The sequence below is a fragment of the Clostridioides sp. ZZV14-6150 genome, from assembly GCF_020657875.1.
Taxonomy (GTDB): Bacteria; Bacillota; Clostridia; order Peptostreptococcales; family Peptostreptococcaceae; genus Clostridioides.
The window spans coordinates 197,716-222,340 of sequence record NZ_JAGWDA010000001.1; the positions used below are offsets into that span (position 1 = coordinate 197,716).

24 protein-coding genes and 1 riboswitch are annotated in these 24,625 nt (G+C 25.9%); of the genes, 9 read left to right on the forward strand and 15 right to left on the reverse strand.

Annotated features, from left to right (window positions below; translation table 11 throughout):
• Positions 1-2 precede the first annotated feature (2 nt).
• The 3 genes from KGF41_RS00900 to KGF41_RS00910 form a co-directional block, all read right to left on the reverse strand.
• Positions 3-1,829, reverse strand: a complete 1,827-nt coding sequence (locus KGF41_RS00900) for a diguanylate cyclase (RefSeq protein ID WP_255615417.1) — start codon at positions 1,827-1,829, stop codon at positions 3-5.
• An 83-nt stretch (positions 1,830-1,912) separates the two neighbouring features.
• A complete protein-coding gene (locus tag KGF41_RS00905; protein WP_227856267.1) occupies positions 1,913-3,721 on the reverse strand; it encodes a GGDEF domain-containing protein in 1,809 nt (602 codons plus the stop codon).
• A gap of 163 nt (positions 3,722-3,884) precedes the next feature.
• Positions 3,885-4,304 carry a DUF3785 domain-containing protein gene (locus tag KGF41_RS00910; protein WP_227842174.1) on the reverse strand — a complete coding sequence of 140 codons (420 nt, stop codon included), beginning with the start codon at positions 4,302-4,304 and terminating at the stop codon, positions 3,885-3,887.
• A gap of 325 nt (positions 4,305-4,629) precedes the next feature.
• On the opposite strand from KGF41_RS00910, the gene KGF41_RS00915 reads away from it, so the two are divergent.
• The 3 genes from KGF41_RS00915 (at position 4,630) to KGF41_RS20800 (ending at position 6,891) form a co-directional block, all read left to right on the forward strand.
• A complete protein-coding gene (locus KGF41_RS00915) occupies positions 4,630-4,812 on the forward strand; it encodes a hypothetical protein (protein ID WP_227829288.1) in 183 nt (60 codons plus the stop codon).
• A gap of 343 nt (positions 4,813-5,155) precedes the next feature.
• Positions 5,156-6,178: an alpha-hydroxy-acid oxidizing protein gene (locus KGF41_RS00920; RefSeq protein WP_227856268.1), complete on the forward strand. Its 1,023-nt coding sequence runs from the start codon at positions 5,156-5,158 to the stop codon at positions 6,176-6,178.
• A 581-nt stretch (positions 6,179-6,759) separates the two neighbouring features.
• Positions 6,760-6,891 (forward strand): transposase, encoded by a 132-nt coding sequence (locus KGF41_RS20800; RefSeq protein WP_413906967.1) that lies wholly within the window; start codon positions 6,760-6,762, stop codon positions 6,889-6,891.
• Between the two features lie 515 nt (positions 6,892-7,406).
• Here the strand turns inward: KGF41_RS20800 and KGF41_RS00930 are convergent.
• The 3 genes from KGF41_RS00930 to KGF41_RS00940 are packed head-to-tail and all read right to left on the reverse strand — an operon-like array spanning position 7,407 to position 9,476.
• Positions 7,407-8,018, reverse strand: a complete 612-nt coding sequence (locus KGF41_RS00930; RefSeq protein WP_227856269.1) for a peptidoglycan-binding domain-containing protein — start codon at positions 8,016-8,018, stop codon at positions 7,407-7,409.
• 56 nt (positions 8,019-8,074) lie between these two features.
• Positions 8,075-9,109 carry a M56 family metallopeptidase gene (locus KGF41_RS00935; RefSeq protein WP_227856270.1) on the reverse strand — a complete coding sequence of 345 codons (1,035 nt, stop codon included), beginning with the start codon at positions 9,107-9,109 and terminating at the stop codon, positions 8,075-8,077.
• Entirely contained in the window at positions 9,102-9,476 is a 375-nt protein-coding gene (locus KGF41_RS00940) for a BlaI/MecI/CopY family transcriptional regulator (protein ID WP_255287733.1), read from the reverse strand. Before KGF41_RS00940 ends, KGF41_RS00935 begins: the two co-directional genes overlap by 8 nt.
• 715 nt (positions 9,477-10,191) lie before the next feature.
• Positions 10,192-10,288: riboswitch (cyclic di-GMP riboswitch) on the forward strand.
• 48 nt (positions 10,289-10,336) lie between these two features.
• On the opposite strand from KGF41_RS00940, the gene KGF41_RS00945 reads away from it, so the two are divergent.
• Positions 10,337-10,513 carry a hypothetical protein gene (locus KGF41_RS00945; protein WP_227829293.1) on the forward strand — a complete coding sequence of 59 codons (177 nt, stop codon included), beginning with the start codon at positions 10,337-10,339 and terminating at the stop codon, positions 10,511-10,513.
• Positions 10,514-11,073: 560 nt separating this feature from the next.
• On the opposite strand, the gene KGF41_RS00950 is transcribed toward KGF41_RS00945, so the two are convergent.
• From KGF41_RS00950 to KGF41_RS00975, 6 genes are all read right to left on the reverse strand, one after another.
• Positions 11,074-12,084 (reverse strand): biosynthetic peptidoglycan transglycosylase, encoded by a 1,011-nt coding sequence (locus KGF41_RS00950; RefSeq protein WP_227829294.1) that lies wholly within the window; start codon positions 12,082-12,084, stop codon positions 11,074-11,076.
• Between the two features lie 127 nt (positions 12,085-12,211).
• A complete protein-coding gene (locus KGF41_RS00955) occupies positions 12,212-12,718 on the reverse strand; it encodes a 3'-5' exonuclease (protein ID WP_227829295.1) in 507 nt (168 codons plus the stop codon).
• 158 nt (positions 12,719-12,876) lie between these two features.
• Positions 12,877-13,548, reverse strand: coding sequence for an MORN repeat-containing protein (locus tag KGF41_RS00960; RefSeq protein WP_227829296.1), 672 nt, complete (start codon positions 13,546-13,548; stop codon positions 12,877-12,879).
• A gap of 347 nt (positions 13,549-13,895) precedes the next feature.
• Entirely contained in the window at positions 13,896-14,402 is a 507-nt protein-coding gene (locus KGF41_RS00965; RefSeq protein WP_227829297.1) for a flavin reductase, read from the reverse strand.
• Positions 14,403-14,775: 373 nt separating this feature from the next.
• Complete coding sequence (locus KGF41_RS00970; protein ID WP_227850095.1) at positions 14,776-15,813, reverse strand: 3'-5' exonuclease; 1,038 nt, start codon at positions 15,811-15,813, stop codon at positions 14,776-14,778.
• A 37-nt stretch (positions 15,814-15,850) separates the two neighbouring features.
• Positions 15,851-16,711 carry a tRNA 2-thiocytidine biosynthesis TtcA family protein gene (locus KGF41_RS00975; RefSeq protein ID WP_227828253.1) on the reverse strand — a complete coding sequence of 287 codons (861 nt, stop codon included), beginning with the start codon at positions 16,709-16,711 and terminating at the stop codon, positions 15,851-15,853.
• A gap of 268 nt (positions 16,712-16,979) precedes the next feature.
• On the opposite strand from KGF41_RS00975, the gene KGF41_RS00980 reads away from it, so the two are divergent.
• From KGF41_RS00980 to KGF41_RS00990, 3 genes are read left to right on the forward strand one after another with little or no spacing between them, the layout of a single operon-like run.
• On the forward strand, positions 16,980-17,189 hold the full coding sequence (locus KGF41_RS00980) for a spore coat associated protein CotJA (RefSeq protein WP_227828252.1): 210 nt from the start codon (positions 16,980-16,982) through the stop codon (positions 17,187-17,189).
• Positions 17,189-17,455 carry a spore coat protein CotJB gene (locus tag KGF41_RS00985; RefSeq protein ID WP_021385274.1) on the forward strand — a complete coding sequence of 89 codons (267 nt, stop codon included), beginning with the start codon at positions 17,189-17,191 and terminating at the stop codon, positions 17,453-17,455. The genes KGF41_RS00980 and KGF41_RS00985 overlap by 1 nt, the downstream gene beginning before the upstream one ends.
• Positions 17,456-17,483: 28 nt before the next feature.
• On the forward strand, positions 17,484-18,056 hold the full coding sequence (locus KGF41_RS00990; RefSeq protein ID WP_227828251.1) for a manganese catalase family protein: 573 nt from the start codon (positions 17,484-17,486) through the stop codon (positions 18,054-18,056).
• 256 nt (positions 18,057-18,312) lie between these two features.
• Here KGF41_RS00990 and KGF41_RS00995 read toward each other — a convergent pair whose 3' ends face one another.
• A complete protein-coding gene (locus KGF41_RS00995) occupies positions 18,313-19,503 on the reverse strand; it encodes a C40 family peptidase (protein WP_227828250.1) in 1,191 nt (396 codons plus the stop codon).
• Between the two features lie 261 nt (positions 19,504-19,764).
• Positions 19,765-20,196, reverse strand: a complete 432-nt coding sequence (gene dut / locus KGF41_RS01000; RefSeq protein WP_227828249.1) for a dUTP diphosphatase — start codon at positions 20,194-20,196, stop codon at positions 19,765-19,767.
• A gap of 112 nt (positions 20,197-20,308) precedes the next feature.
• Here dut and KGF41_RS01005 point away from each other — a divergent pair, with 112 nt between their 5' ends.
• A complete protein-coding gene (locus KGF41_RS01005) occupies positions 20,309-22,549 on the forward strand; it encodes a type IA DNA topoisomerase (protein ID WP_227828248.1) in 2,241 nt (746 codons plus the stop codon).
• A 115-nt stretch (positions 22,550-22,664) separates the two neighbouring features.
• On the opposite strand, the gene KGF41_RS01010 is transcribed toward KGF41_RS01005, so the two are convergent.
• Complete coding sequence (locus KGF41_RS01010) at positions 22,665-23,150, reverse strand: MarR family winged helix-turn-helix transcriptional regulator (protein WP_227828247.1); 486 nt, start codon at positions 23,148-23,150, stop codon at positions 22,665-22,667.
• 250 nt (positions 23,151-23,400) lie between these two features.
• Between KGF41_RS01010 and KGF41_RS01015 the strand changes: the two genes are divergently transcribed.
• Entirely contained in the window at positions 23,401-24,624 is a 1,224-nt protein-coding gene (locus tag KGF41_RS01015; protein WP_227828246.1) for an efflux RND transporter periplasmic adaptor subunit, read from the forward strand.
• The last annotated feature ends 1 nt before the right edge of the window (position 24,625 follow it).

A 24,625-nucleotide genomic window follows, 5' to 3' on the forward strand; every position in this document is an offset into this window, starting at 1 on the left:
AATTATAGTATATACTGATTTCTACCTGCTTTTTTGGATTTATATAGGTTTTTGTCTGCATCTTCAATTAATATTTCGACATCTTTTCTACTACAACATCTTTTTATACTTACTCCAGCACTTATAGTCACATAATTTTCTACTTTAGAGTATATATGTTCAATTCCTTCAAATTCAAGAAGTTTAAAAACTCTTTTAATATATATTTCTATCTTATCGATTTCTTCAACATTTATTGATTTTATAGAATCTACTAATATTAAGATTTCCTCTCCTCCATATCTAATTATGTGTTCAGTAATATCTATAAATACATTTTTTATAATATCAGTTACTTTAATTATAACTTTATCTCCTGCTGGATGACCATAGTTATCATTATAGCTTTTAAAACAATCTATATCAATCAATATTGCCATCATATTTTTATCTCTACCTTCATTGAATAAATTCAATTGCTGTTCTAAATATCTTCTATTATATAGTCTAGTTAGTCCATCAGTTAAAATATCATTTTCCAATTTCTTATTATCATCTACAAGTAATCTTAAACTTTCTTGTTTTTGTCTTAACTCATATTGTTTATGAATACCTTGTGATGTTTTATAAGAATTGTTTTTTTCCCACTTATCTGAATACCAATCCATACTTTTATAATATTCAATTGCTAGTTTGAACTCTTTTTTCAATTCATATCCTTTTGCTATTAGACCATAAAACATCGACATTTTTTTAGGATTTAATGAGCTTTTTTTAACTAAGTTTAAACCTTTTAGATAATATCTTATTCCTTCATCTACATTGTTAAATTTTATATATAAATCTCCATACAACTTATAAATATAATCTAATTTAGAATTATATATAAAAACATCTCCAAAACTTTTATATATGTTTTTTGATAAAATCAAATATGCATTTACTCTTTCAAAATTACAAGTATCTTTCTTTAACTCAATTTCGGCTGAATATAAAAATATGAATGAATACAAATAATCTTTATATACACCTTCAACAACATCCATCAGTTTTATAGTTTTTTCTAAAACAACTTCTGCTTCTTTATTCATATCTTCTCTTAAATATGCCCATATAAGGTCTATTTTTATTGCTACTCTTTCAGTTGAACATACTGAATTATTATTATGTGTAACATCTAGTGCATTTTTTATATACTTTATAGCTTCTCTGTTATTCCCACTTTCTAAATAACAGAGGCTTATTATACATTTGCAAAAAGCTTCTATAGAATATAGATTATTTTCCTGGGCTAGTCTTAGACATTCAATCAAGTACTCCATACTTTTTATAAAGTTATTAAATAAGTATAGATATACCCTACCAAATATGTAATTTGCTCTACTTACAAGAACTTTATTTTTTAATTTTTTAAAAAAAGATACTTCCTCTACTAAGAGTACTACTTCAGATTTAGTTTTATATAATGCACTTATTTCTACACATAAACTCATATTGAACAAGACCAATAATTCATTCAAACGTTGTTGTTTTATAATTTTCTTGGCTAAAAAATAAAAATGATTTGCTTTATCATATTTTTTTATAGAAATAGCAGATAGAGTAAGATAAATATAAATCTTAGATATTATATCTGCATCATCTTTTAGTGATAATTGTTTAATATCTTTTAGTGAATCCATCAAATAGTTATACGATGCTTCTCTATCTTTTTTTACATAGTTTATTAGACTAATTAAATATAAAATATATACTTTATCTTTAGCATCTATTTTTGTATTTAAAAGGTCTTTGTGATAATCCAAGATGTAGTTTAAATCGGTTAAATTCAGATAGAACTTAGTCAACATATCATATTCTATCTTTTTTATATTTCTCTTTAAATCTTCTATTAAACTCCCTTTCAAGTAAATCACCAATCCTATTTCAACAATTAAAAATTCTTAAAATCATAATAATGCAAACATCTATTTCTTCCATTTTGTTTTGCTTTGTATAAGGCTTTATCCGCATTTTCAATTATTTCACTTATATCTATACTACTATTTTTACATGTATCAATACCAATACTAATCGTCAAATTATCATTTAAGAATTTTTTTACAACCTTACATAACTTTTTTCCAAATACCTTGCTTTTTCTATAATCTTTGCATATAGACAATATTAAAAATTCCTCTCCTCCATACCTTATAACAGACATGTCCTCTTTTAAATATCTTTTTATTATCATAGTTATATTTTTAAGAGCAACATCGCCATTATAATGACCATGAGTGTCATTGTATTCCTTAAAATAATCTACATCTATCATAAATGCAGTACTGTATTCACTAATCTCTTGTTTTTCTAAAAAATTATTTAAATATACCCTATTATAAGCATTTGTCAAAGGGTCAATATATTTTTTCTTATCTAAATCGAGTTTTATTTTTTTCATATTATTTATTTCTTTTTCGATATGTTCATGTCTATAATTTAAAGAGTCTATATAATTTCTATTCCTAGCTTTCATATACATCTGTTTTAACTCATAGTACATTTTAAAGTATTTCATACTCATTTCATAATCTTGTATCTTCTCAAAACACATGTGTATAGTTTTATATGCTTCTTTTACATAATTATAATTTTTAGCCTCTTTAGCCTTTTCAAGAAGCTTTTTGCTTGTAATTAAAGCATTTTCATAATTTTCAAATATATAATATATATTAACCTGATGATAAATTAATTCTAAATCATATATTATATACTCCTCTACACTATTTATGTTATTTAATAAACTCTTAGCCCGATTTAAATAACAAGTTGATTGCTCAAATGATTTCTCATTACTTTCTGTATAGTACATAGCTAGATTTATATATAAGTCTAATTTTTCTACTTCTTTTAAATCTTGATTCTTAAATTTTTCCAAATATACTTCAGATTTTGCTAAATTATTTATAGCACCTGAATAGTCTTTAGTTTTTATTAATAATTTAGTTATATTATTTGATGCTCTATACTTTTGAATCATATTTACGTTTGTATATTTCTTATTCTTTATTACTTCATTAAAGTATTCTCTTGCTCCTTCATAATTTTCAAATGAACATTCACATTCCCCTAGCTTTATATTGCATAGTGAGCATACTTCTATATCTTTTGATAAGTCTGCATATTTTCTTGCTTTTAAGAAATTCATTTTAGCAATTAATGCATCATCTAAAAATAAAAAATATATCTTCCCAATTATAAAAAAATATATTTTTTTACAATTAAAATCATTAGTTTCTTTTACTTTTATATATAAGTCTTCTATTTCCTTAATTATTATAGAAGAATCAATACATTTACTTGCTTTAATATAAATCAATTGAGATTCAAAAATAATTTCTTCAACTAAAAAATTGCTATCCTTACAAATAAGATTAAATTTATCTATATATAGATTTGCTCTATTTACATCTTCATTCTTTAAACTTAAAATGGCTATTTGTGAATAAAATCGTGCTAAAAACACATAATCTTTAGGTAAGTATTGTTCAATATATTTACAGGAAATCAAAATATACTTTTTCATTCTTTCACTAAATCCTTGAATCCCATACAGTAAAGCTAGCAAAAAATTTAATTTTAATAACATTAAACTACTTTGTTCAGTTTTATAGTAATTAATTGAATTGTTAATTTCATCAATTCTTTTTTCAAAAAAGTCATTATTATTTAATAGTTTCTCATTCAAGGTCAGTTTAAACATTGAGTCTAAAATTATACTATCTATATCTTCCAAATATTTATTATATATTGTAACCCACCTCCGACTTTCATTATCTCATAAATTTAGTAATTTTCCATACTATTTTTTAAAAAAGTCGGTGTCTCAATTTAGAAATTTCTCCTAAATTAATACATAAGTTACCCTAAACTATACAATTTTCTATTTGAATTATATAATCTTGACAATTTTCGCAAATTATCACACTTACAATGTAACTATTATCAACTTTATTTGCTCTTGATAATTTATTAAAAGACATCCCTTTATAATCATTAGATATATTACTTATTACATATTTTCCATCTTTACTAAAAATATAAAAATGATATTCTAAAAATGGAAAGAATTTCTTCTTTTCTTTTACACCCTCTAAGCATAATGGGCATGCTTCTTGATAGTATTCTATATCAAAATCAACCTCTTCTGATTCATTAAGTATCTCAATTATTTTTGGAATACTTATTCCTTGAATTGGACTTTCTTCATCATTTATTAAAGCACTGCAATTATCCTCTTTTAATGAATATTCCTTATCTTCATATATAAACTTGTACGAACTCATATTATATCCTCCTAATAATTATTAATCTCCCAAGTTATTCTACCACTTAAACATTCTTAATAAAAGTAATTGTTATATAATTTTATAATATTTGTAATTAAGTAAGTTATATATATATATTGTATACATATAACTTGCTTAATTATCTTAAAACCCAATTTTACGTTTTGAACATCCAGTTTTTCAAAACCTATTGTCAAAATTCACTTTACCTATTAATATAAGGATATAAATATAGAGATTGAATATAAATGTAACACACTTAACTATTTTATAAGATACGATTTAGTATCAAATTTTATATATTGTATAGGGGGAGATACAGATGTATAAAGATAAAAGTGATGAATGTATACACTTAATGACTGCATATATTGATAGCATAAGTGGATATTATTCATTTATAGACACACAATTAGATGACTTTATGTTGAAGTATGGTGAAAACATTGTTGATTCAAATTTACATAGCATAATGATGTTGCTCTGTAAATGGGGATTAGCCTAACATTTTGAGCAACTTTTTTGTATATTGTATTCTATATTATTTATTCATTAATAAAAAAGAAATTGACATAAATTTAAAGGTTATATATAGATTAAAAAAATCTATATATAGCCTTTTTGAATTTTAATAAATATCTTATATATACACGATATCAATAAAAACAATTTAAGTTTATTTAAATTTTATTTATTTCATATGCTATAATTTACTTACCTACAATAATAAAAATATCTAATATGTATTATTCAGTTTAACTAATCACAATATCATCTCTTCATTTACAATTAAGATATTTTCAATATAGTAATACTCAATTTTAATATAACGAAAAGGAGAATTTGATATGAACTATAATGAATTATTAAAATCTGCTAGAGAAAACTTTAATGGAAAGTGTAAAGTCTGTAAGATTTGTAATGGAGTAGCTTGTGCTGGAAATGTTCCTGGCATGGGAGGAAAAGGAAGTGGCTCTTCTTTTATAGAAAATAGAAGAAGCTTGGAAAGAGTAAAGATAAATATGAGAGTAATACATAATGTTTCAAATCCAGATACTACTATCGAGTTATTTGGTAAAAAAATGAGTGCTCCTATATTTGCTGCACCTGTATCAGGGACTATGTTAAATATGGGAGGTAAGATTTCTGAAAAAGAATATATCGAACCTGTTGTTAGAGGTTGCTCTAATTCTGGAATCTATGCCATGGTTGGCGATACTAATGTAGATACTTTTTTATTGAATAATTTAGATGTTTTAAAAGATAATGCTGGAAATGGAATTGTATTTATAAAACCTTGGAAAAATTCAAAGATAATAGAAAAAATTAGATTGTCTGAAGAGGCTGGTGCTTTTGCAGTTGGTGTAGACCTTGACGCTTGTGGATTGATTAATAATCAGCTTCAAGAAAATCCTTTTTCACCTAAGACAGTTGAAGAGATTAGAGAGTTGGTTGAAGCGACTAGATTGCCTTTTATAATAAAAGGGATTATGACTGTTGATGATGCTTTGATGGCTGTAGAGTCTGGAGCTAGTGCTATTGTTGTTTCAAATCACGGTGGAAGGGTGCTTGATTATACTCCCGGTACTTGTGAGGTACTTCCAGATATAGCTAAGGCTGTAAAAGGAAAGATAACTATACTTGCTGATGGAGGTGTTAGAACTGGTGTTGATGTGGTCAAGATGCTAGGTTTGGGTGCTGATGCTGTTTTGATGGGAAGACCTTTTGTTACTGCTTCTTTTGGCGGTGGTCTTAATGGTGTTGAGTTTTTTATAGATAAGGTTAGAAATGAGTTATATGAGACTATGATTTTGACTGGATGTCAAGAGGTTAAGGATATTGATGGTAGGGTTATATGGAAATGCTTATAAAATATTTAAAATCTTATTTAAACCTTAGGTATAATAACAGTTATTAATATATTTTATAGAAAAATCTTCTTCCAAATAAAGCGTTTATTCTTCCAAAAAATGATGATAATTAAAATATCAAATATCACAACATATAAAAAAACAAACACTTTTTATGTTTAACACAAAACGAAATCTTAAAACAACTTATTAAAAAACATGATTTTGAAACAACTACGTATATTCAAAATATGTTAAGATATTTATTTGTAAATACAATTCATCAAATATTAGAAGCAAAGCCTAATAAGCATTTAAATTATGATATATTATAACAAAAATAAAAATACTAAAAATACTGGAAATATATATAGAAATAAAAATATTAAATCTTATTTTGTAGAAATAACTTTAAATATTTTAAGAAATAGAAATTGAAATTTTGAACTAAAAATAATCAAAAACTATTAAAATGATATTAGGAATATATAAATAAGTGATTAAAATGTACTCAAAATGTATATATCTACTTAGGATATATCAAGTTAATTTAAAAATATTTATATAATTGAGATATAGTACCTAAAATTACTTATGGAGTTATTTCTTTAGCTCATGAGTGTCAAAATAGAACACTTGATATGATTTACCTAATTATATTTTTAGATGCAATACATTATAAGGTTAGAAGTGAAAGTAGAATAGTAAATAAAATCAACATATATAGGTATTGATATTAGCTTAGAAGATATAAATAAAAGAAATCTTACTAATATGGATTGCAGAAAACTAAAGTTCAAAGTATTAGCTAAAAGTATTCATAGATATTAGAAACAATGTTGTTAGATATATATTAATAGCTTATGCATATGGACTAATTAGATTTTCTTATGTAATTAAAGCCATATTTTCTAATACTGAAATACAAAGATTTGTTGTACATTAAAGTAAAAATGCTTTAAATTATGTATCATATAAAAATATAAAGCAATTTGCAAAAGATTAAAAATTAGACTTAAATTTTAGCTTATTTAAGCATTTACTTTGAAAAAAGAAATTTTCTTTAAGAAGTAATAATTTTTATAAGAATGGAAAAATACTAAAATAAGGCTACGATTTTTGCAATCATAGCCTTAGTAATAAATATTTGATTATAACTTCAAAAACAAAACTTTATTGAAATAATGCACATAAATATTTCAAGAATCTCTTTTTAATCTATAAAAATTTAGTTATGATTTAAATATTATTAAAGACTTAAAACAACTACAAATTTATTCCATGTCCCTATACCAACCACACCATCAGCACTTAGACCATACTTGCTTTGAAAACTTTTTACCTTGTTATATGTATCAGGACCGAAAGAACTATCAGCATTTAAAGAATAACCACATCTTTTTAATAATAACTGTACTAAGTGAACTGCATTTCCACTTGTTTGATGACCATAACCAACATATGTAGTTATATATACCTTATAATTTTTATCACCAGTAACTTTGAAATATAAATCTTCCTCAGAATAATAAATATTAAAAATATCATATGTAGCTATAGAGTCATCAAAATTATAAGTTTGTTTATATTTTTGCATTTCATCTATTGGAACAAATATTTCTGAATTGGCATCTGGTGATATACCTAATTCTTTACAAGTTTTGTCATAATTGTCCTTCAATGGTTGTGGTGCATTTTCATATTTAAATGTATAACCTTCAATTTTGAATAAGAATGTAAGTTCTTCTGTAGATTCATTATTTTCTATATTATTTGTTGATGAATCAGCAAAGATAGTTGTACTACCTAACATAATTAAACATAATAGAACTACTAGTATTTTTTTTGATTTTTTTAGCATAAAAATCCTCCTTAATGTTTTAATATATTTAAATCCCTAAAATTAGGAATTATTTATTAATCTTCTGTATTAACTTGTCCTAAAAATTTGAGTTCAGATTCTTCATTTTTAATAGAATCACTTTTGTTTAGTTGTTGTATGAATGAGTTAGAATTAAACGATTCAAATTTTAAATATGTGATTGAAGATAATAAACATAAAATTAATGCTATTAAAACACCATTATGAGATTTTTTATGTATAATACTCTCAAGTCTCTTTTCTAAATTTGTCTTACTAAACTCTGTTGTCAAAATCCCACTCTGATAATTCTTACTCATCTTAATTGACTTTATAAGTGCTAATGCATATTCTTTCTTATCTTTTAAAGAACAATCATTCAAAACACCTTCATCACAACATAATTCACAATCGATATTTATTCTATTGCTCATTATATAAACAAGTGGATTAAACCAATATATTATTTTCACAAATAACACTGCAAACTTTATTAAAAGATCTTTGTTTTTAAAGTGCATCAATTCATGTCTTAAAATCCAATTTAACTCATCCTTGCTATAAGGATAATCTGGTAAAAATATGTACGATTTGAACAATCCCATACCTGCTGGACTTATCAGTTCATCAGAACCTCTTAATTCAATTTTCTTTTTTATATTTAACTCTTTCAGTAAATCTTTATAAAGACAGTTAACATCATCATCTTCTATATCATAAGATACATCGACAACAAGATTTTTAAATTTTGTATACTTTACAAACGTATACACTGCAATAACTATAGCTACAAATATCCATAAATAAGCTAAATACAACATAAAATTATTATCTGTAGGAACATTGATTTCTGTAATATTATTTCCTACTGCATTATTGCTTTTCGATTCTTTTACTTCATACACTATTGTATAATTAAACATAAAAAGCAACATCCTAAAGACTACTATTAACCAAATATAATAATTGAACCTTTTACTAAAATTCTTAAATAAATATCTTTTCAAAAATAATAATAGACAAATACCAAGACTACATATAATAGTTGTCTGTATAAGATTTTCAAAAACTTGTACCATATAACTATTCATCCTTTAAATTATCAAAGTAATTTTCTAGAAAATCTAGCTTATTTTTATCTATAGCTTCATCCTCATGTAAAGCTGACATTAAACTTACCAAAGAATCATTATGTATGTTGCTTAGGAAATCCTTTGTCTCAAAGTTTAAATAATCCTGATGCTTAACCACTATTGTGTAATGTGTATATCTGTCTATTTTTTGAGCATGTAGGAATTCTTTTTTTACTAGTCTTGATAAAAGTGTCAGTGTTGTGGTTTGTTTCCATCCATATTTTTGCTCCATTGCTTCAATAACATCTTTTGATGTTACTGTAGCATCTACTCTCCAAATAAATTTCATTACTTTTAGTTCTGCTTGTGGTATTTTTCTTATCATTATTTACACCTCCCCCAAAACTCTTTCTAACATAATTCTACAACAAGAGAATTTTTTAGTCAAATACTTTATGAAAAAATTGTGAATTTTTGCATTTTATGTTAATTTTCTAATCTTTTTTAAAATATTAAAAGTTAGATTTAATAATATAATTCATTAAAACTTTTATTATATTATTAATAACGACAATATATTAATATTTTTATCTTGAGTAGTATCTAATATGAATATTCCTTTTTTACACACAAAGAACATTATAATACTTTTGTGGGAAATAAACTAGACTAATCTTTAAATTACTTTTGATATTAAATTTTTATGTATATTTTTTAAAAATCTCTTGTTTCAAAGCTAAAATACTTTCTTTGTTTTACTACCACATTATAGTGTAAGTCAATTTATGCATAAATAAATTCTATCTCAATAGAGTCTTATATGCAAGAGAATTAAAGCAAACCTTTTCATCCAATTTTTACCATATAAGTTTTTTTAAATTCTTCTTTTTTCATACCCTATCATTTCCTAATATTTTCTCTAGCCTAAATTAATGATAGGTGCTTTTTAATACACAACTACATACAAGTATTTCCATATAATTTATGCATTCATTTTGTTTTTTGAAGCAAAATATTTTTCATAATTTAAAATTTTTTTTATTTTCTCATAATAATATTGAATAATTGATTATATTCTAGTATTATATAGGTGTAGAATAAAACTAAATCGGCAAAACTAGAGAAATTTAGTGACGCAAAGCTATAGGGACTAAGACTTATAAAGTATCTTATGAGTTATGTCAGCCAGTTGCCAAAAAGATATTTTCTTTTTGTTTTTATGAAAGTTTTTTAGGGGGATGTAAAATGTTTATGGAAAAAATAGATACGTGTACACATGTATTAACTGCTTATATTAGTAGTTCACATGATTATTGTAATTTTATAGATACACTGCTAGATGATTTTATGCTAGAGTACGGAGAAAATGTAGTAGAATCATATTTATATCAAGTGATGGTCTTGGTAAATAAGCATAATTAGATAGATTTTATTTTCTAGAAAATCCTTTTTAGTTTTATCTACTTTTAAATAATCTTATAATAAATGATACAAATTTAATTCAAGTATATTTATTTTTTATATTATAATCTTTATGGTTTTATTTTTTATAAAATTATATATAATGAAGATGTAAAATAATATCAAAAACAAAAAAAGAAACTACAATCTATTGCTCTAGAGTGAAGTTTCATAATCAACTGTAGTAAGCTATTTTTTATAACACTCAATTTTTATATCAAGCTCAAAATCACTCTTTCACTAAGAGTGACTTTTTACTTTTTGAGAAACAATATATATTTCTTAAGAAACAATACTAAGGTATATAAATCTAACTGTTAAACTAACACTCTAAATAAAAATTCACTCATTTCTCTAACTCATTTCTTATTAATAGATTGATTGTAGAATATAAAACTATAAATATTTTCAAGAATATATAAAATAATTTGCCACCAAATTATAACTTATAGTAGCAATATGGTGGCAAATCAAACTTTTATTATATTCTATATATTGACAACACTATATTTTTTACAAATTTAATCAATCTCTGACTTAAATGGAGTATCATCAGCCTTTGCTATTCTGTATTCTTTATCAGTTATATAACCAAGTTCATGCATTTTATACAATACAGTCAACTGTCTCTTTTTAGCCTCTCCATGGTCAATATACCTAGCAGGATTATTGGTCATACCTGCAAGCATAGCACATTCAGCTAGGTTTAACTCTCCAACTTTTTTACCAAAATACACTTCAGCTCCTTTTGCAGCTCCATATGCATTTTTTCCTAGGTACATATTATTTAAATAAGCTTCAAGGATTTCATCTTTACTCATAATCTTATTCATCTGCTTTGCATTATACATGTCCCTTATTTTTCTCTTCATAGTTTTATCGTCACTTGTAAGCAGATTTTTTGAAACTTGCATATCTATAGTACTTCCTCCTTGTGTTGTATCTGTAAACACATTATTAAGTACTGACCTAGCTAAAGAAATAACATCTACTCCTTTATGCTTATAAAATCTCTCATCTTCTATGGAAACTATAGCCTGTTTTAAGTCCTTTGGCATTTGTTTTATACTGACAACCTCACTACTTATATATTTAGACTTAATTAATTTCTTAGTAACTTCAGGTGAACCTTTTATAGCTGAAACTGTAAAAATTGCACCTGCAACTGAAAATATAATGAGTGCCACTAGCATAACAGATAATAATGCTCTAGCTATTTTAATTCTCTTTTGCTTTCTTCTTTTTTTACTTTTTAACTTTCTATCTCTTTGCTTGTACTCAACTCTTCGTCTATCTCTTTGACCATAATCTGTATTTAAAGGTCTTACATTATCTCTTGTAAAACTATCTCTTTTTATAATATTTTGTGAATCTACCTTTTCATTCATTCTTTTACTAGAGGCTGTCTGAGAATTTTTATTTTTTTTACTTGTTGAAGTATAAGAATGTTTAGATTTTTTATTACTATCTTTATTATTACTGACTTTTTTACGTCTTATTTTATTATTATCATCATCATTGTAATAACCCATTTTAGTCTCCCTTCTTTATATAAGGTACATTATACATTGTTCCACAAAATAAATCAAAGAACAAAATTGTAAGTTTAAGGGTCAATTTTATAAAGGATATTTTCACTAATTTTCTCTATATTTGCGATTAATATTCATCTTTTATTTTTAAAAATAGCTTTGCAGTTGCTAAAGTGTCACTATCAGCTCTATGAGCATTTATATTCTCTATATTGTAATAAGCACAAGCTGTTTCAAGCTTCTTATTTTTTCCTTTATAACTTTTACATTTTTTTAATAATTCTAGTGTACATATATAATTATTTATTGGCTCTAAGCCGAACTTTTTAAGATAGTAATTTAAAAACTTTAAATCAAATTTTGCATTATGTGCAATTATAGTTCTATCACCTATGTATTTTCTAAATCTAGGTAAAACTAACTCTAAAGACTCCTCTTTTTCTACCATTTCATTACTTATATGTGTCAATTCTGTTATAAATGAAGAAATTATACCCTTAGGTTTTATTAACCTCGAATAGTTTTTTACAATTTCGTCATTTTTTATTTCTGTTACTCCTATCTCTATTATTTCACAACCTTTATATGGATCTAATCCTGTAGTTTCTAAATCTACAACTACATATTCTTTCATATCTCTTCTCCTTATTATCAAATGGATATATTTATATTCTATATTTATACAATATACTAATCAATACTTAATTTTATATGATATATGAAATTTTTACAAATTTTACTAAAGATACAGTATATATTCCATTATAAATAAAGATTATTTTACTATAATAATTAAATTTTTATCTTATTATCACTTAATCTATTTTGATAAACATTATTATTTAATTCTTTATTGTTTAATTCTTTAAAATCTAAGCTTTTACATTGTTCATCATTTTCCCATATTCCTGCCTGCTTATTTCCATCACTTTTATATAATACACCTTTTCCATTTTTTTTATTATCTAAAAAATAGCCCTTATATATATCATTATTTGGATAAGTTAATTTTCCTAGACCATTTTTTAAACCATCTTTAAATTCCCCTGTATATATTGAACCATCTTTATAAGTATATTTACCTATTCCATGCATCTTATCATCTTTCCATAACCCTTCATATCTTTCCTTACTTGAAAAAATATATGTCCCAAATCCATTTTTCTTCCCATCAATAAACTCACCTTTATATAAATCTCCATTATCATATTTGAATACTTTTTCTCCCTTTAATTTCTTATCAATATTCTTATTTTTATCACTATTTCTATCTTGTGTATATGTTTTTTCTCTCCTTGTCTCAATTAAATCTCTATCATAACGAAAACCTTTTTTTGACTTATTTTTTATACTAGTTTTTTTCTTATTAATAAAAACTCTAGCTAATTGAATAAATATAAATGCAGACGATAAACATATAAATACACATACTATTGTTCTAAAATAACTAGTTATATTTTCCATAAAAAATCACCCTTTTATTTTCAAAATTTATTTAAAATACCGATTTAAAATACCTAATATAATATATATTTTTATTAGTTAGCATTTATACTCTTAAGACTATATATTAAGTAAATCTCATTTTAAAAGAATCTCTCTTAAAATAAACTAAGTACAATAAACACAGATAATTAATAGATACATATGAAATATCCTTGAATACTTCATATAAATATTTCTATATAAGGAAATAAAAAAGATGAACGCTAGAAAACAGAGTTCATCTTTTAATAAAAAAATATCTATTTAATAGTAATTAAAAGAAAATACCTATTTACTATTAAACATATTTTTTAAATTTATTTTATCTATTCTTTTATAAGAACCTTTACAACTTCTGATATATACATAGTATGATAATCTTTCTTTGGATACCACTTTTCATCATTTTCTTTAGCATCAAAGTTTTCTGGTGGCATAGTATCATGATATAATTTTTTACAAACCATAATCATATTAGCTTCTTCAAAAGCTACTGTATCGTCTACAAAATATGGTGTAAGTTCTGCTTTTTCTACTTTATTTATATCTCTACCAGAAATAGTACCACAAATATTTAAAGCTTCTCTGTATTTTTCATCAAAAAATGCAACTGTAAATGTGTCATTATTATCTACAAACTCTTTTGTATATCTCTGTGGTCTTATGTAAGTTGTTACAACATTTTTACTCCAATACACTCCAACACCACCCCAGCTTGCAGTCATTGTATTAAATTTGTCTGAGTTTCCTGCTGTTATAAGTAACCACTCTTTACCAATTTTAGTGAATGGATTAAATTGTAGCTCTTCAATTTTTACTTCTTTAAATCCCATAACTTCATCCTACCCTTCATCTTTTAATAAATAAGTTATTTGTTAAAAATTTAAATATATGCACTTTTATAATACAGCTTTTAAGATTATCTTCCATATTCATGTAAATTATAATACAACAAATCAATTACTTTCGCAAGAAGTAGTTTTTATATTTTTCAATCATAAAATGTCAATAAAATATATTAATTATAAAATATATAATACATTTTTTAAATTTAAAATACTATAATATTAAAAATGTAGAAAGCATATATACTTTCTACATTTATTACTATTTTATATATTTTTATAGAAGTTTAATTCCATTTAAATCTAGTTTTATTCAAAAACTATCATAATCATCAAATTTTGTTCTATTAGTTGTAACTTTCTATACTTTATTAATAGCATTTAAATTATTATTCTTATCAATATATATTTTCTCACTCTCTAAATCTTCATCAAACATCTTTATTATATTTTCTATTTCATTTTTGTATTCATCTTCATGTACTCTATAAAGCATTAAATCTTCTAATAAATCTTTTATATCAAAATACACATCTTCTAATAAATAAAAATAACCATCTTCTATATTCTTCAATTTATCTATAGTATCCAATTTTTTATCTATATCTTTTATAACTTCTATGTTTTGTATATTTATATTTATAATTGTCAATAAGTACATTCTCACAGTTTTTATTATCTCAATAGAAAAATCTACAATATCATAATTTCCTTCTTTTTTATAAAGTGATTCTTTAAATTTATCAAAACAATCATTTAAATCTGGATTTATGTTATTAAACGGAGGTCTTATTATATCTAGCATTATTAAAATATTTTGTATATCTACATTATTTGTAATTGCCTCATCTAAAATAAATAAATTATATGCATCATTTAATGGGTCATGTGCATCTCCACTAAACTCTAAATTAGCAAATTCAAGTAAATTTTTTAGTGATATATAGTTCATACATTTTATACCACACTCTATATATTTCTCTTTTATATCCACAAATAACTCTCGAATGTTGTTTACGAACCTTGGATGATTGTTTTTTTTAGAACTTCTCATATCAGTGTTATTGAAACATGTTAAATCTAAATTACCAAAAGTATATATTCCTTCAATCTCAGAAAATATGCCTAACCACTTTTTAAACTTTCTCATGACCTCTTCATAGCTTGGTGCATACTTTAATGCTTCTGAAGATATATGAGTCAACTCTTGTATATGAGGATACAACTGGGCATTACTTACTGGCTTTATTAAAGATTTAAACTTATCAATATTTTTTGTCTTTTCATCATACATAACTGCTCCAATTGCAATTATATCTGAATTTAATATATCTCTCTTTGATTTAGAATTTGGCATATTCATCTCAAAATCTATATATACTCTCTTCAATATAAACACCCTTTCCAATTGTTTATAGTGATTCCTTTAATTACTTTTATTCATAATTTTCTAAGAAAGAATGTTTCTCCCCATCTTTTTGCCACCCTAGTATTGAATCAAGATTTACATTTTCTGCTGCTTTAAATATGGATTTTTCTACATTTTTAAAATTTGGCTCTAAACTTTTTATTAAATCTTTTATCTCATATCTTTTATTTCCAGTTTTTTTAGCAGCAACCATACATGCACAATTTAAAGGCCATATACCACTATTTTGGATAAATCTTATGATATGTTCTTCTCTTATATAATAAAGTGGTCTTATGATTTTTATTCCTTCAAAATTAGTAGAATTAAGCTTAGGAAGCATAGTTTTAAAATTTCCTGCACATAACAAATTAAGCATAGTTGTTTCTATTACATCATCATAATGATGACCTAATGCAAGTTTATTACACCCTAATTCTTCTGCTTTTGAATATAATGCTCCCCTTCTCATTCTTGCACACATATAACATGGATAATCTTTTGCAATTTCATCAGCTATTTCAAATATTCTTGAATCGAATAAATGTATTGGTATATTTAAATACTCACAATTATCTACAAGTAATTGCCTTATATTCGCATGGTATCCAGGGTCCATAGCAATGAATTCAACATCAAAATTAACTTGTCCATGCCTTTTTAATTCTTGAAACATTTTAGCCATAAGAATACTATCTTTTCCTCCAGATATTGCTACAGCTATTTTATCCCCTTCTTCAACTAATTTATAATCTCTTATTGCCTTTATAAATTTAGACCATAAATGTTTTCTATATTTTTTTATAATACTTTTTTCTATATCCCTTAGTGAAAGTCTTTCCTCAAAAGGAACTATAATTTCACAGCCTTTTCCTGATAGCTCACTCATTTAATCACCTCGTATATTTATGTTAATAATATTTTACAAAAAAGTCTACCTACTTCTATAAAATACTATGATTTTTACTTTAATTTTAATAAATACTTTATAGTTTACAATAACACATAAACTTATAATAACATAAATAATGCCTTTCTTTTATTATCTTTTTTATTTTTCTCATTTAATATTTTATTATGAGTAACGATTTTTAAATGGATGAATATTATACACTAGATAGACTTACCTATCTATTTACAACAAGGAGGTTTTCATCTTGGAAAATAAAACTAGAGACATTAAAAAAAATTGTGGTTCATCTTTGGCTAGACCATATGTTAATAATCAAATTTTCACAGAAATGTACTGCCTTTCTGATGCATTAAAATTTGGAACTATATTTCCAGAACTAAATTTATTAGAATCTGAAATGTACAACAAAGAATTATATGCTAAGCCAAAAAAATTAAGAGGAGGTAGAAGATAATGAAAGATTCATCTAGAGCTGAACTTATGAGAAAAATTCAGGAAACATCTTTTGCATGTGTTGATATGAACTTATATTTAGACACTCATCCTGATGATAAAAATGCTATCAACACTTACAATTCATTGTGTAACCAATTTGCACAGGCTAGATATGCTTACGAAAATAAATATGGTCCTTTAACTAACTTTGGGTATGCTCCAAGTAGATGCCCTTGGCAATGGGCTGAGCAACCTTGGCCTTGGGACAGAGAATTTAATTATTAGACATCAAGTATTGGAGGATTGAAAATTCATGTGGATATATCAAAAAACTTTACAACACCCAGTTAATATAAAAACTTGTGACCCAAGAATGGCTAAGTTTCTTATAACTCAGTTTGGCGGACCAAATGGAGAACTTGCTGCATCTTTGAGATATTTAAGTCAAAGATATACAATGCCTACTGGTAATATGCGTGCACTTTTAACAGATATTGGTACAGAAGAACTAGCTCACGTTGAGCTTATATGTACTATGGTTTATCAGTTAACTTCTGATGTGACTCCAGAAGAATTAAAAGCTGCTGGCCTTGGCTCAAACTATGCACAAAATGGATATGGAATTTATCCAACAGATTCAAATGGAGTTCCATTTGATGTAAGACCTATCGCGGTTATGTCAAATCCTGTAACTGATTTACATGAAGATATGGCTGCTGAACAAAAAGCACTTGCAACATATTATCAACTTATAAACTTAACAGATGATGTTGATGTTATAAATGTACTAAAATTCTTAGGTCAAAGAGAAATAATTCACTATCAAAGATTTGGTGAAGCTTTAATGGATGCTTATGACTTAGAAGAATCTCAAAAAATATTCTAAAATTCTTCTTTATATATAAAACTACAACGATTTACTAACTTACTCTTTTAGCTTAAATCCGCTTAAAGATATAAAAAACTATAAAGAACTGTCCATTTTCTATACGCAGATAGAATAAATAAACAACAAAAAGCAGGTACTAAATCAACAGTAATATAGATAGTAATCTACAATACTATTGACATCATACCTGCTTTTATTTTATAAGCAATAAAGAAATATCTATTTGTAAAGTTTTATAATTAAATCTAAATGATTATAAAACTCTTCTTGCATTTACATATCTACTTGAATAGTAACTACTATTTATACTAGATATTGTTACCTTTTTTGATGAACCTGAAGATGCGTGTATCATCTCTCCATTTCCCATATATATTCCAACATGACTTACAGAACCATTATTTGAGCCTTCTGTATCAAAGAATATTAAATCTCCACTTCTAAGGTCTCCTCTATTTACATATGCTCCATACTTACTTTGGTCTCTAGATACTCTTGGTATACTAACTCCAGCAGATTTTTTCATAACATATTGTGTGAATCCAGAACAGTCAAAACTATTTGGACCTTCTGCTCCCCATACATATGGTTTTCCAAGTAGTGTCTTTGCAAAGCTTATTACACTATCAGCTCCCTGACTTGGAGAATTAGTTGAATCAGATGGACTTGAAGTATCAACAGAACCTTTTTCTGCAAGATATTGACTTGATACATATCCTGTTTGGTCATCATGATTTACTTTTGTCCATCCTCCATTTTCAGAAATACTTCCAACTTCAGTACCATAACTTAATGTAGCCACTTTAGAGTGTCCTGTTCCTGGTCCTGTTCTAAGGTTTAATGATTTTGCTGTTACAACTTTTGTATCCTTTACAAGATTACTTGAACTGTTTCCAGAATTTCCACTTGTAGAATCACTTAAGTTAGTTCCTAAATATTTACTTGAAACATAACCTACTCTACCATTAGAACTTATTTTTGACCATCCATTTGACTCAGATATGTATCCAACTTCAGTACCATATCCCAAAGTAGATATTTTAGAACTTCCTGTACTTGGACCTGTTCTAAAATTTAATCCCTTTGCTGTAACAACTTTTGTTGATTTTACTGAAGCATCATTACTTTCATTACTATTTCCTAGGCTATTTATTGATACATAGTTTTCATGTACATAACCTGTATTCCCATTATATTTAACTTTTACCCAAGAACCATCTTTTCCTATGTACTCAACTTTATCACCTTTGTAGAACTTTCCTATAGATGCATTATTTGTACCTGGTCCTTTTCTAAAATTTACTGCATTCCCTGTTATTGTTCTACTTTCTACAGTTGAACTTTCTATTTCAGACTCATTAGCATATGCTAAATTCCCCATTGTAGGCATTATTATCGCGGTAGCCATTATACTGGCTGCTACTCTCTTTTGATTAAAATTCATAACTTTCCACTCATCTCCTCTTTTCTAGTAGATTTATTTTTTATTTCTAACATAAAAGAAATAACTGACACTATTTTTGAATATCAATTATTTCTTTTATATTAATATTATTACAAACTTGTAACTATTTGTCTATAGTAATAATTCTATACCATAAATTACCATAAATATTTTTTAATCATAAAGAGCTTAAAACTCAGTTATATAGCCAATCTATATCTTATTAAATAATTTTATATTTTTTAACTTTTTTGTAACTTTTTAGAATCCTGTTGAACCAAATCCACCTTTTCCTCTTTCAGAATCACTTAATTCTTTAACTTCTTCTATATTAATCTCGTATATAGGTTTTACTACCATTTGAGCAATCTTCATATGTTTTTCAACTTTAAAATCATTTTTTCCATGATTTATTAATATGATTTTAAGCTCTCCTCTATATCCTTCATCAATAGTTCCTGGTGTATTTAACACAGTAATTGAATGTTTTAAAGCAAGTCCACTTCTAGGTCTCACTTGTGCTTCTGTCATAGCAGGAAGTTCTATACATATTCCAGTTTTAATAAGTTTAGTCTCTCCAGAAGGTATTACAACCTCCTCTATAGAATACAAATCCATACCCGCATCACCTTTGTGAGCAAAATTAGGTATTATAGCGTCGTCATTTAATTTTTTTACTTTTAAATTGTACATTTTATATCTCCTTTCAATTTCCTATAAATATTATAACTTAAATTTCAGCCTCTTGAAGTTTTTTATTTTTTTGTGGTAATATAATTATTAGTGTTTTAAAGGAGGATTTTTTATGAAACTTGTACTTGCTGAGAAGCCATCCGTTGCAAAAACTATAGCATCATTTTTAGGTGCAAAGACTAGACAAGATGGTTACTTTGAAGGAAATGATTATATAATTACTTATGCAGTTGGACACTTAGTATCATTATATGATATGAAAGATTATGATAAAGATAAGTATTCTGGCTCTTGGAAAATGAATAATTTTCCATTTGTGCCTGAAAATAAGTTTAAATTCAAAATTGATAGTTCTAAAACTAAACAATTCAATACTGTAAAAAAACTTTTAAACAGAAAAGATGTGGAATATGTAATAAATGCCACTGATAATGACAGAGAGGGAGAACTTATAGCATTTTTAATATTTTTACTTGCAAAAAATAAAAAACCAGTAAAAAGAATCTTGGTAAATGAATGGACTCCAGAAGACATTACAAGGGGTATAAAAAACTTAAAAGATGAAGATGAAATGAGAAATCTTCAAGCTGCTGGATATACAAGACTTATTACTGATTGGCTAATTGGAATAAACTTCACTTCTGTTGCTACATTAAAATATGGAAATGGAAAATTATTAAATATAGGTAGAGTAATTCTTCCAACAGTCAAATTAGTCTATGATAGGGATATGGAAATACTGAATTTTGTTCCCAAAACTTATTATGAGGTAGAGGGTCATTTTAAAGCTGAAAATGGTGAATATAAAGGTAAATATATTAAAGGTAAAGAAAGTAAATTTGATACACTTGAAGATGCAAATAAAATCATAGCTTCAATTACATCTCAAACTGGCAAAATACTAGATAAAAAAGTTACTATGTCAAAAGAGTATGCACCAAAACTTTTTAGTTTAACATCACTTCAAGGATATATAACTTCTAAGTACTCTAATTTTACCTCTGATAAAGTTTTAAATGTCTGTCAATCTCTTTATGAAGGTAATGGTAAGGGTGGGTATATAACTTATCCAAGAACCGATTCTATTTTTTTAGAAGAAAGTTTAGCTTCAAAGGCTTCTCAAACCTTAGAAAAATTAAAAGTTGGTCTTGAATATGAAAATAAAATTAAATTTTCTAAAACAAAAAGGGTCTTTGATTCATCTAAGGTAGATTCGCATAGTGCTATAATTCCTACTTATATAATACCCAAAAATTTATCTAAAGATGAGCAATTGGTTTATGATGCTATAAAAGATAGATTTATAGCAAATTTTATGCCTCCTGCTGAATATGAGAACACAGAAATTAAAACTAAAGTAGATGATTGCACTTTTTTAACAAAAGGAAAAGTACTTAAATCAAAGGGATACCTTGAGGTATATAATAAGGAAGAAAAAAACGATTTACTTCCATTTGTAAACAAAGATGATATTGTTGATGTCTTAGAGATAAAGCCATTAACTAAACAAACAACACCCCCTAAATCATATACTGAAGATACACTTTTAAAAGCTATGAAAAATTGTGGTAAAAATGTACCTGAAGAAGATACAACTGTACTTTCAGGATATTCAATAGGAACATCAGCCACACGTGCCGATGTACTAAAAAAAATAAGTCAGGTTGGCTATGTAAAGAAAAAAGGCAAATCTTACTTTATAACAGACCTTGGAAAAAATTTAGTTGAAATTTTTCCTGTTAAGGACTTATTTGATGTGGACTACACTGGTAAACTTGAAAAAAGTTTAAGTGATATTCAAAAAGGTAAATACACTAGAAAAGAATATCTTACTCATATTATTAGTTTTATATATCAAAATGTTAATATCATAAAACAGGATGCTTCAAAAAATATAAATACAGAGGCTTATACTTTTGATTCAAAAACTAAAAAATTTACTAAGGTAAAAGCAAAAGATTCAAAAAATAGCTCAAAAAAAAGTTTGACTGATTCTGAAAAGGAAATTGCTGTATCAAAGGATACAGATATTAAAAAAGAAAATAAAACTAATAATGAAAATACTTCTCTTGGTAAATGTCCTATTTGTCAAGGTGATGTCCTTGAGTTTGATAAAGGATTTGCTTGTAAAAATCATAAAGAGTGTAAGTTCGTTATTTGGAAAAATGACAAATACTTAAGTCTCTACAAAAAGAAAGTTAATAAAACTATGGTCAAAAATATTTTAAAAAAAGGTGAGACCAAAGTAAAATCTTTAACTTCTAAAAATGGAAATAAATTTGATGCTACATTAAAATACAATAAAAATCCAGATACTGGCTACTTCAACTGGAAAATAGAATTTGAGAATTAAATAATATTCATAAAAGCAGAAATAGCAGTAGTATAATATTAGATATATTATACTACTGCTATTTCTGCTTTGTGTAAAAATTCAACTTTATAATGATAGCTTCTCCTATGTACATTTAAACTAATTTTTTTACTATTTCTGATAGTTTAAGTGTATGTTCATCTAATAAAGTTAGCTCTTCATCAGAAAGATTTGATAGTTTTTTTACTATAGACTCTTTAAGAATAGATTGTACAATATCAAATAATTCAAATGCTTTATCTGTCAATTCAACTCTAAGAACTCTTCTGTCTTTTGGGTCAGGAAATTTATTTACTAAATCATGCTCTACCAATCTATCAATAATTGGTGTCATATTTGATTTTAATATTCCTAAATTAGAAGCTATTTGAGAAATTGATGATGAGTTTGATGTCATAAGATAAAGAATTACCTTTGCATGTGATGGAGCCATTGGACATTCTCCAAAATACTCTTTCATCATATCTGAGTTGTTTTGAAATTTTTTTAACAAATCGTTTTCTTTGAATATATTATTTTGAAGTACAAATAAAAAGTCTAAAAAAGAGTCCGCTATTTTAAGTATATTATCATTATCCATATTTGTAACATCCCTTCAATAAATACTGTAATAAAATATTCATTATCTATTATAGTATAAATTATAAACTATTAATAAATTTAAAACAAGAAAAAGTTATTGACTCATAATAATTATAAATTTATAATCAAATTAGAGAATTATAAAATGCCAAAAAAGGGAAGTTTTTTAATTAGCCTAAAACTAAACTTAAATTATAAGACACTTTAAATTCTACAACAAGCTAGTGTAAAATATAATAGGAGGATATATGAAAAGATATTTAGTAGTTTTTTTAATGTGTAGTTCACTATTCTTAGTTGGATGTGGAAAAACAGATGAACCTGAACCAGAAAAACCTATAGCAGTCTCTGTTCAAAAGGCAGTAGGTGGAGAAATAGAAAATACAAATGCTTTCTCAGGAACTACAAAAGTTAAAGATGAGACATCAGTTACTGCTCAAACTGCTGGCACAGTTCAAGAAGTTTATGTAAAACTTGGGCAAAATGTAAGAAAAGGTGATGATTTATTGAGTATAACCAGTGAAGATCTAGAAAACAGTGTAAAACAGTCTAAAGCATCACTGGATTTAGCAAAAGCAAGTTATGCAAGTGCCACTGGAGGTGCATTAGAAGCTCAAGTAAATCAAGCAAAAACAGCTCTTGATAGCGCAAAACTTCAATATGATGAATCCCAAAGAAATTATGACAATAATAAGGTTCTTTATGAGCAGGAAGTAATTAGTTTAGACCAATTCAAAAAAATAGAAGTTGCTTTAGAGCAATCAAAACAACAACTAGATTCTGCACAAAGGGCATACAATACAGCAACTTCAAAAAGTATACCTCAAGCTAAATCACTTGCTAAAAAACAACTTGACCAAGCTCAAGTATCATATAATTTAGCAATGAGTAACTTAGATAAGTTGACATTAAAAGCTCCAGTAGATGGAACAATCACAGCCAAAAACTTTGACTCAAAAGAGATGATAACACAATCACAACCAGCTTTTGTTATTTCTAATCCTAATATATTAGAAGTAGACTTAAATGTAGCAGAAGCAGATATAGCTAAATTTAAAAAAGATGGCAATGTAGATGTTGTCATTGAAGATCAAAGAGTTTTAGGAAAGATAGATTATGTTCCCTCAGTAGTTGACCCTCAGACATCTTTATATCCTGTTAAAATACTTGTTACTAATACTAACAACAAATTTAAGGCAGGAATGTCTGCACAAGTAAACTTAAGTGTTGAAAAAGAAAATGGAGCTGTTACAGTACCTAAAAAAGCAATATTTGAAGAAAATGGAAAAAAATATGTATACATAGCAACTAAGGATAACATAGCAAAGAAAACATTAGTTCAAACTGGAATTGTAACAGAGGATAAAATAGCAATCAAAAGTGGTGTAAGTGAAAAAGATACAGTGGTTATTGGAGGGATAAGTCTTATTTCTGATGGAACTAAGATATTTCCTGTAGAAAAGGAGAAATAGT

Bases quoted from the DNA above. Each gene is read 5' to 3' on its own strand.
- KGF41_RS00960 (WP_227829296.1), bottom strand. From the start codon at position 13,548: ATGGAAAATATAACTAGTTATTTTAGAACAATAGTATGTGTATTTATA.
- KGF41_RS00995 (WP_227828250.1), bottom strand. From the start codon at position 19,503: ATGAATTTTAATCAAAAGAGAGTAGCAGCCAGTATAATGGCTACCGCG.
- KGF41_RS00920 (WP_227856268.1), top strand. From the start codon at position 5,156: ATGAACTATAATGAATTATTAAAATCTGCTAGAGAAAACTTTAATGGA.
- KGF41_RS00930 (WP_227856269.1), bottom strand. From the start codon at position 8,018: ATGCTAAAAAAATCAAAAAAAATACTAGTAGTTCTATTATGTTTAATT.
- KGF41_RS00985 (WP_021385274.1), top strand. From the start codon at position 17,189: ATGAAAGATTCATCTAGAGCTGAACTTATGAGAAAAATTCAGGAAACA.
- KGF41_RS00935 (WP_227856270.1), bottom strand. From the start codon at position 9,109: ATGAATAGTTATATGGTACAAGTTTTTGAAAATCTTATACAGACAACT.
- KGF41_RS00945 (WP_227829293.1), top strand. From the start codon at position 10,337: ATGTTTATGGAAAAAATAGATACGTGTACACATGTATTAACTGCTTAT.
- KGF41_RS01005 (WP_227828248.1), top strand. From the start codon at position 20,309: ATGAAACTTGTACTTGCTGAGAAGCCATCCGTTGCAAAAACTATAGCA.
- KGF41_RS01010 (WP_227828247.1), bottom strand. From the start codon at position 23,150: ATGGATAATGATAATATACTTAAAATAGCGGACTCTTTTTTAGACTTT.
- KGF41_RS00940 (WP_255287733.1), bottom strand. From the start codon at position 9,476: ATGATAAGAAAAATACCACAAGCAGAACTAAAAGTAATGAAATTTATT.
- dut (WP_227828249.1), bottom strand. From the start codon at position 20,196: ATGTACAATTTAAAAGTAAAAAAATTAAATGACGACGCTATAATACCT.
- KGF41_RS00965 (WP_227829297.1), bottom strand. From the start codon at position 14,402: ATGGGATTTAAAGAAGTAAAAATTGAAGAGCTACAATTTAATCCATTC.
- KGF41_RS00955 (WP_227829295.1), bottom strand. From the start codon at position 12,718: ATGAAAGAATATGTAGTTGTAGATTTAGAAACTACAGGATTAGATCCA.
- KGF41_RS00915 (WP_227829288.1), top strand. From the start codon at position 4,630: ATGTATAAAGATAAAAGTGATGAATGTATACACTTAATGACTGCATAT.
- KGF41_RS00910 (WP_227842174.1), bottom strand. From the start codon at position 4,304: ATGAGTTCGTACAAGTTTATATATGAAGATAAGGAATATTCATTAAAA.
- KGF41_RS00975 (WP_227828253.1), bottom strand. From the start codon at position 16,711: ATGAGTGAGCTATCAGGAAAAGGCTGTGAAATTATAGTTCCTTTTGAG.
- KGF41_RS01015 (WP_227828246.1), top strand. From the start codon at position 23,401: ATGAAAAGATATTTAGTAGTTTTTTTAATGTGTAGTTCACTATTCTTA.
- KGF41_RS00990 (WP_227828251.1), top strand. From the start codon at position 17,484: ATGTGGATATATCAAAAAACTTTACAACACCCAGTTAATATAAAAACT.
- KGF41_RS00900 (WP_255615417.1), bottom strand. From the start codon at position 1,829: ATGTTGACTAAGTTCTATCTGAATTTAACCGATTTAAACTACATCTTG.
- KGF41_RS00950 (WP_227829294.1), bottom strand. From the start codon at position 12,084: ATGGGTTATTACAATGATGATGATAATAATAAAATAAGACGTAAAAAA.
- KGF41_RS00905 (WP_227856267.1), bottom strand. From the start codon at position 3,721: ATGTTTAAACTGACCTTGAATGAGAAACTATTAAATAATAATGACTTT.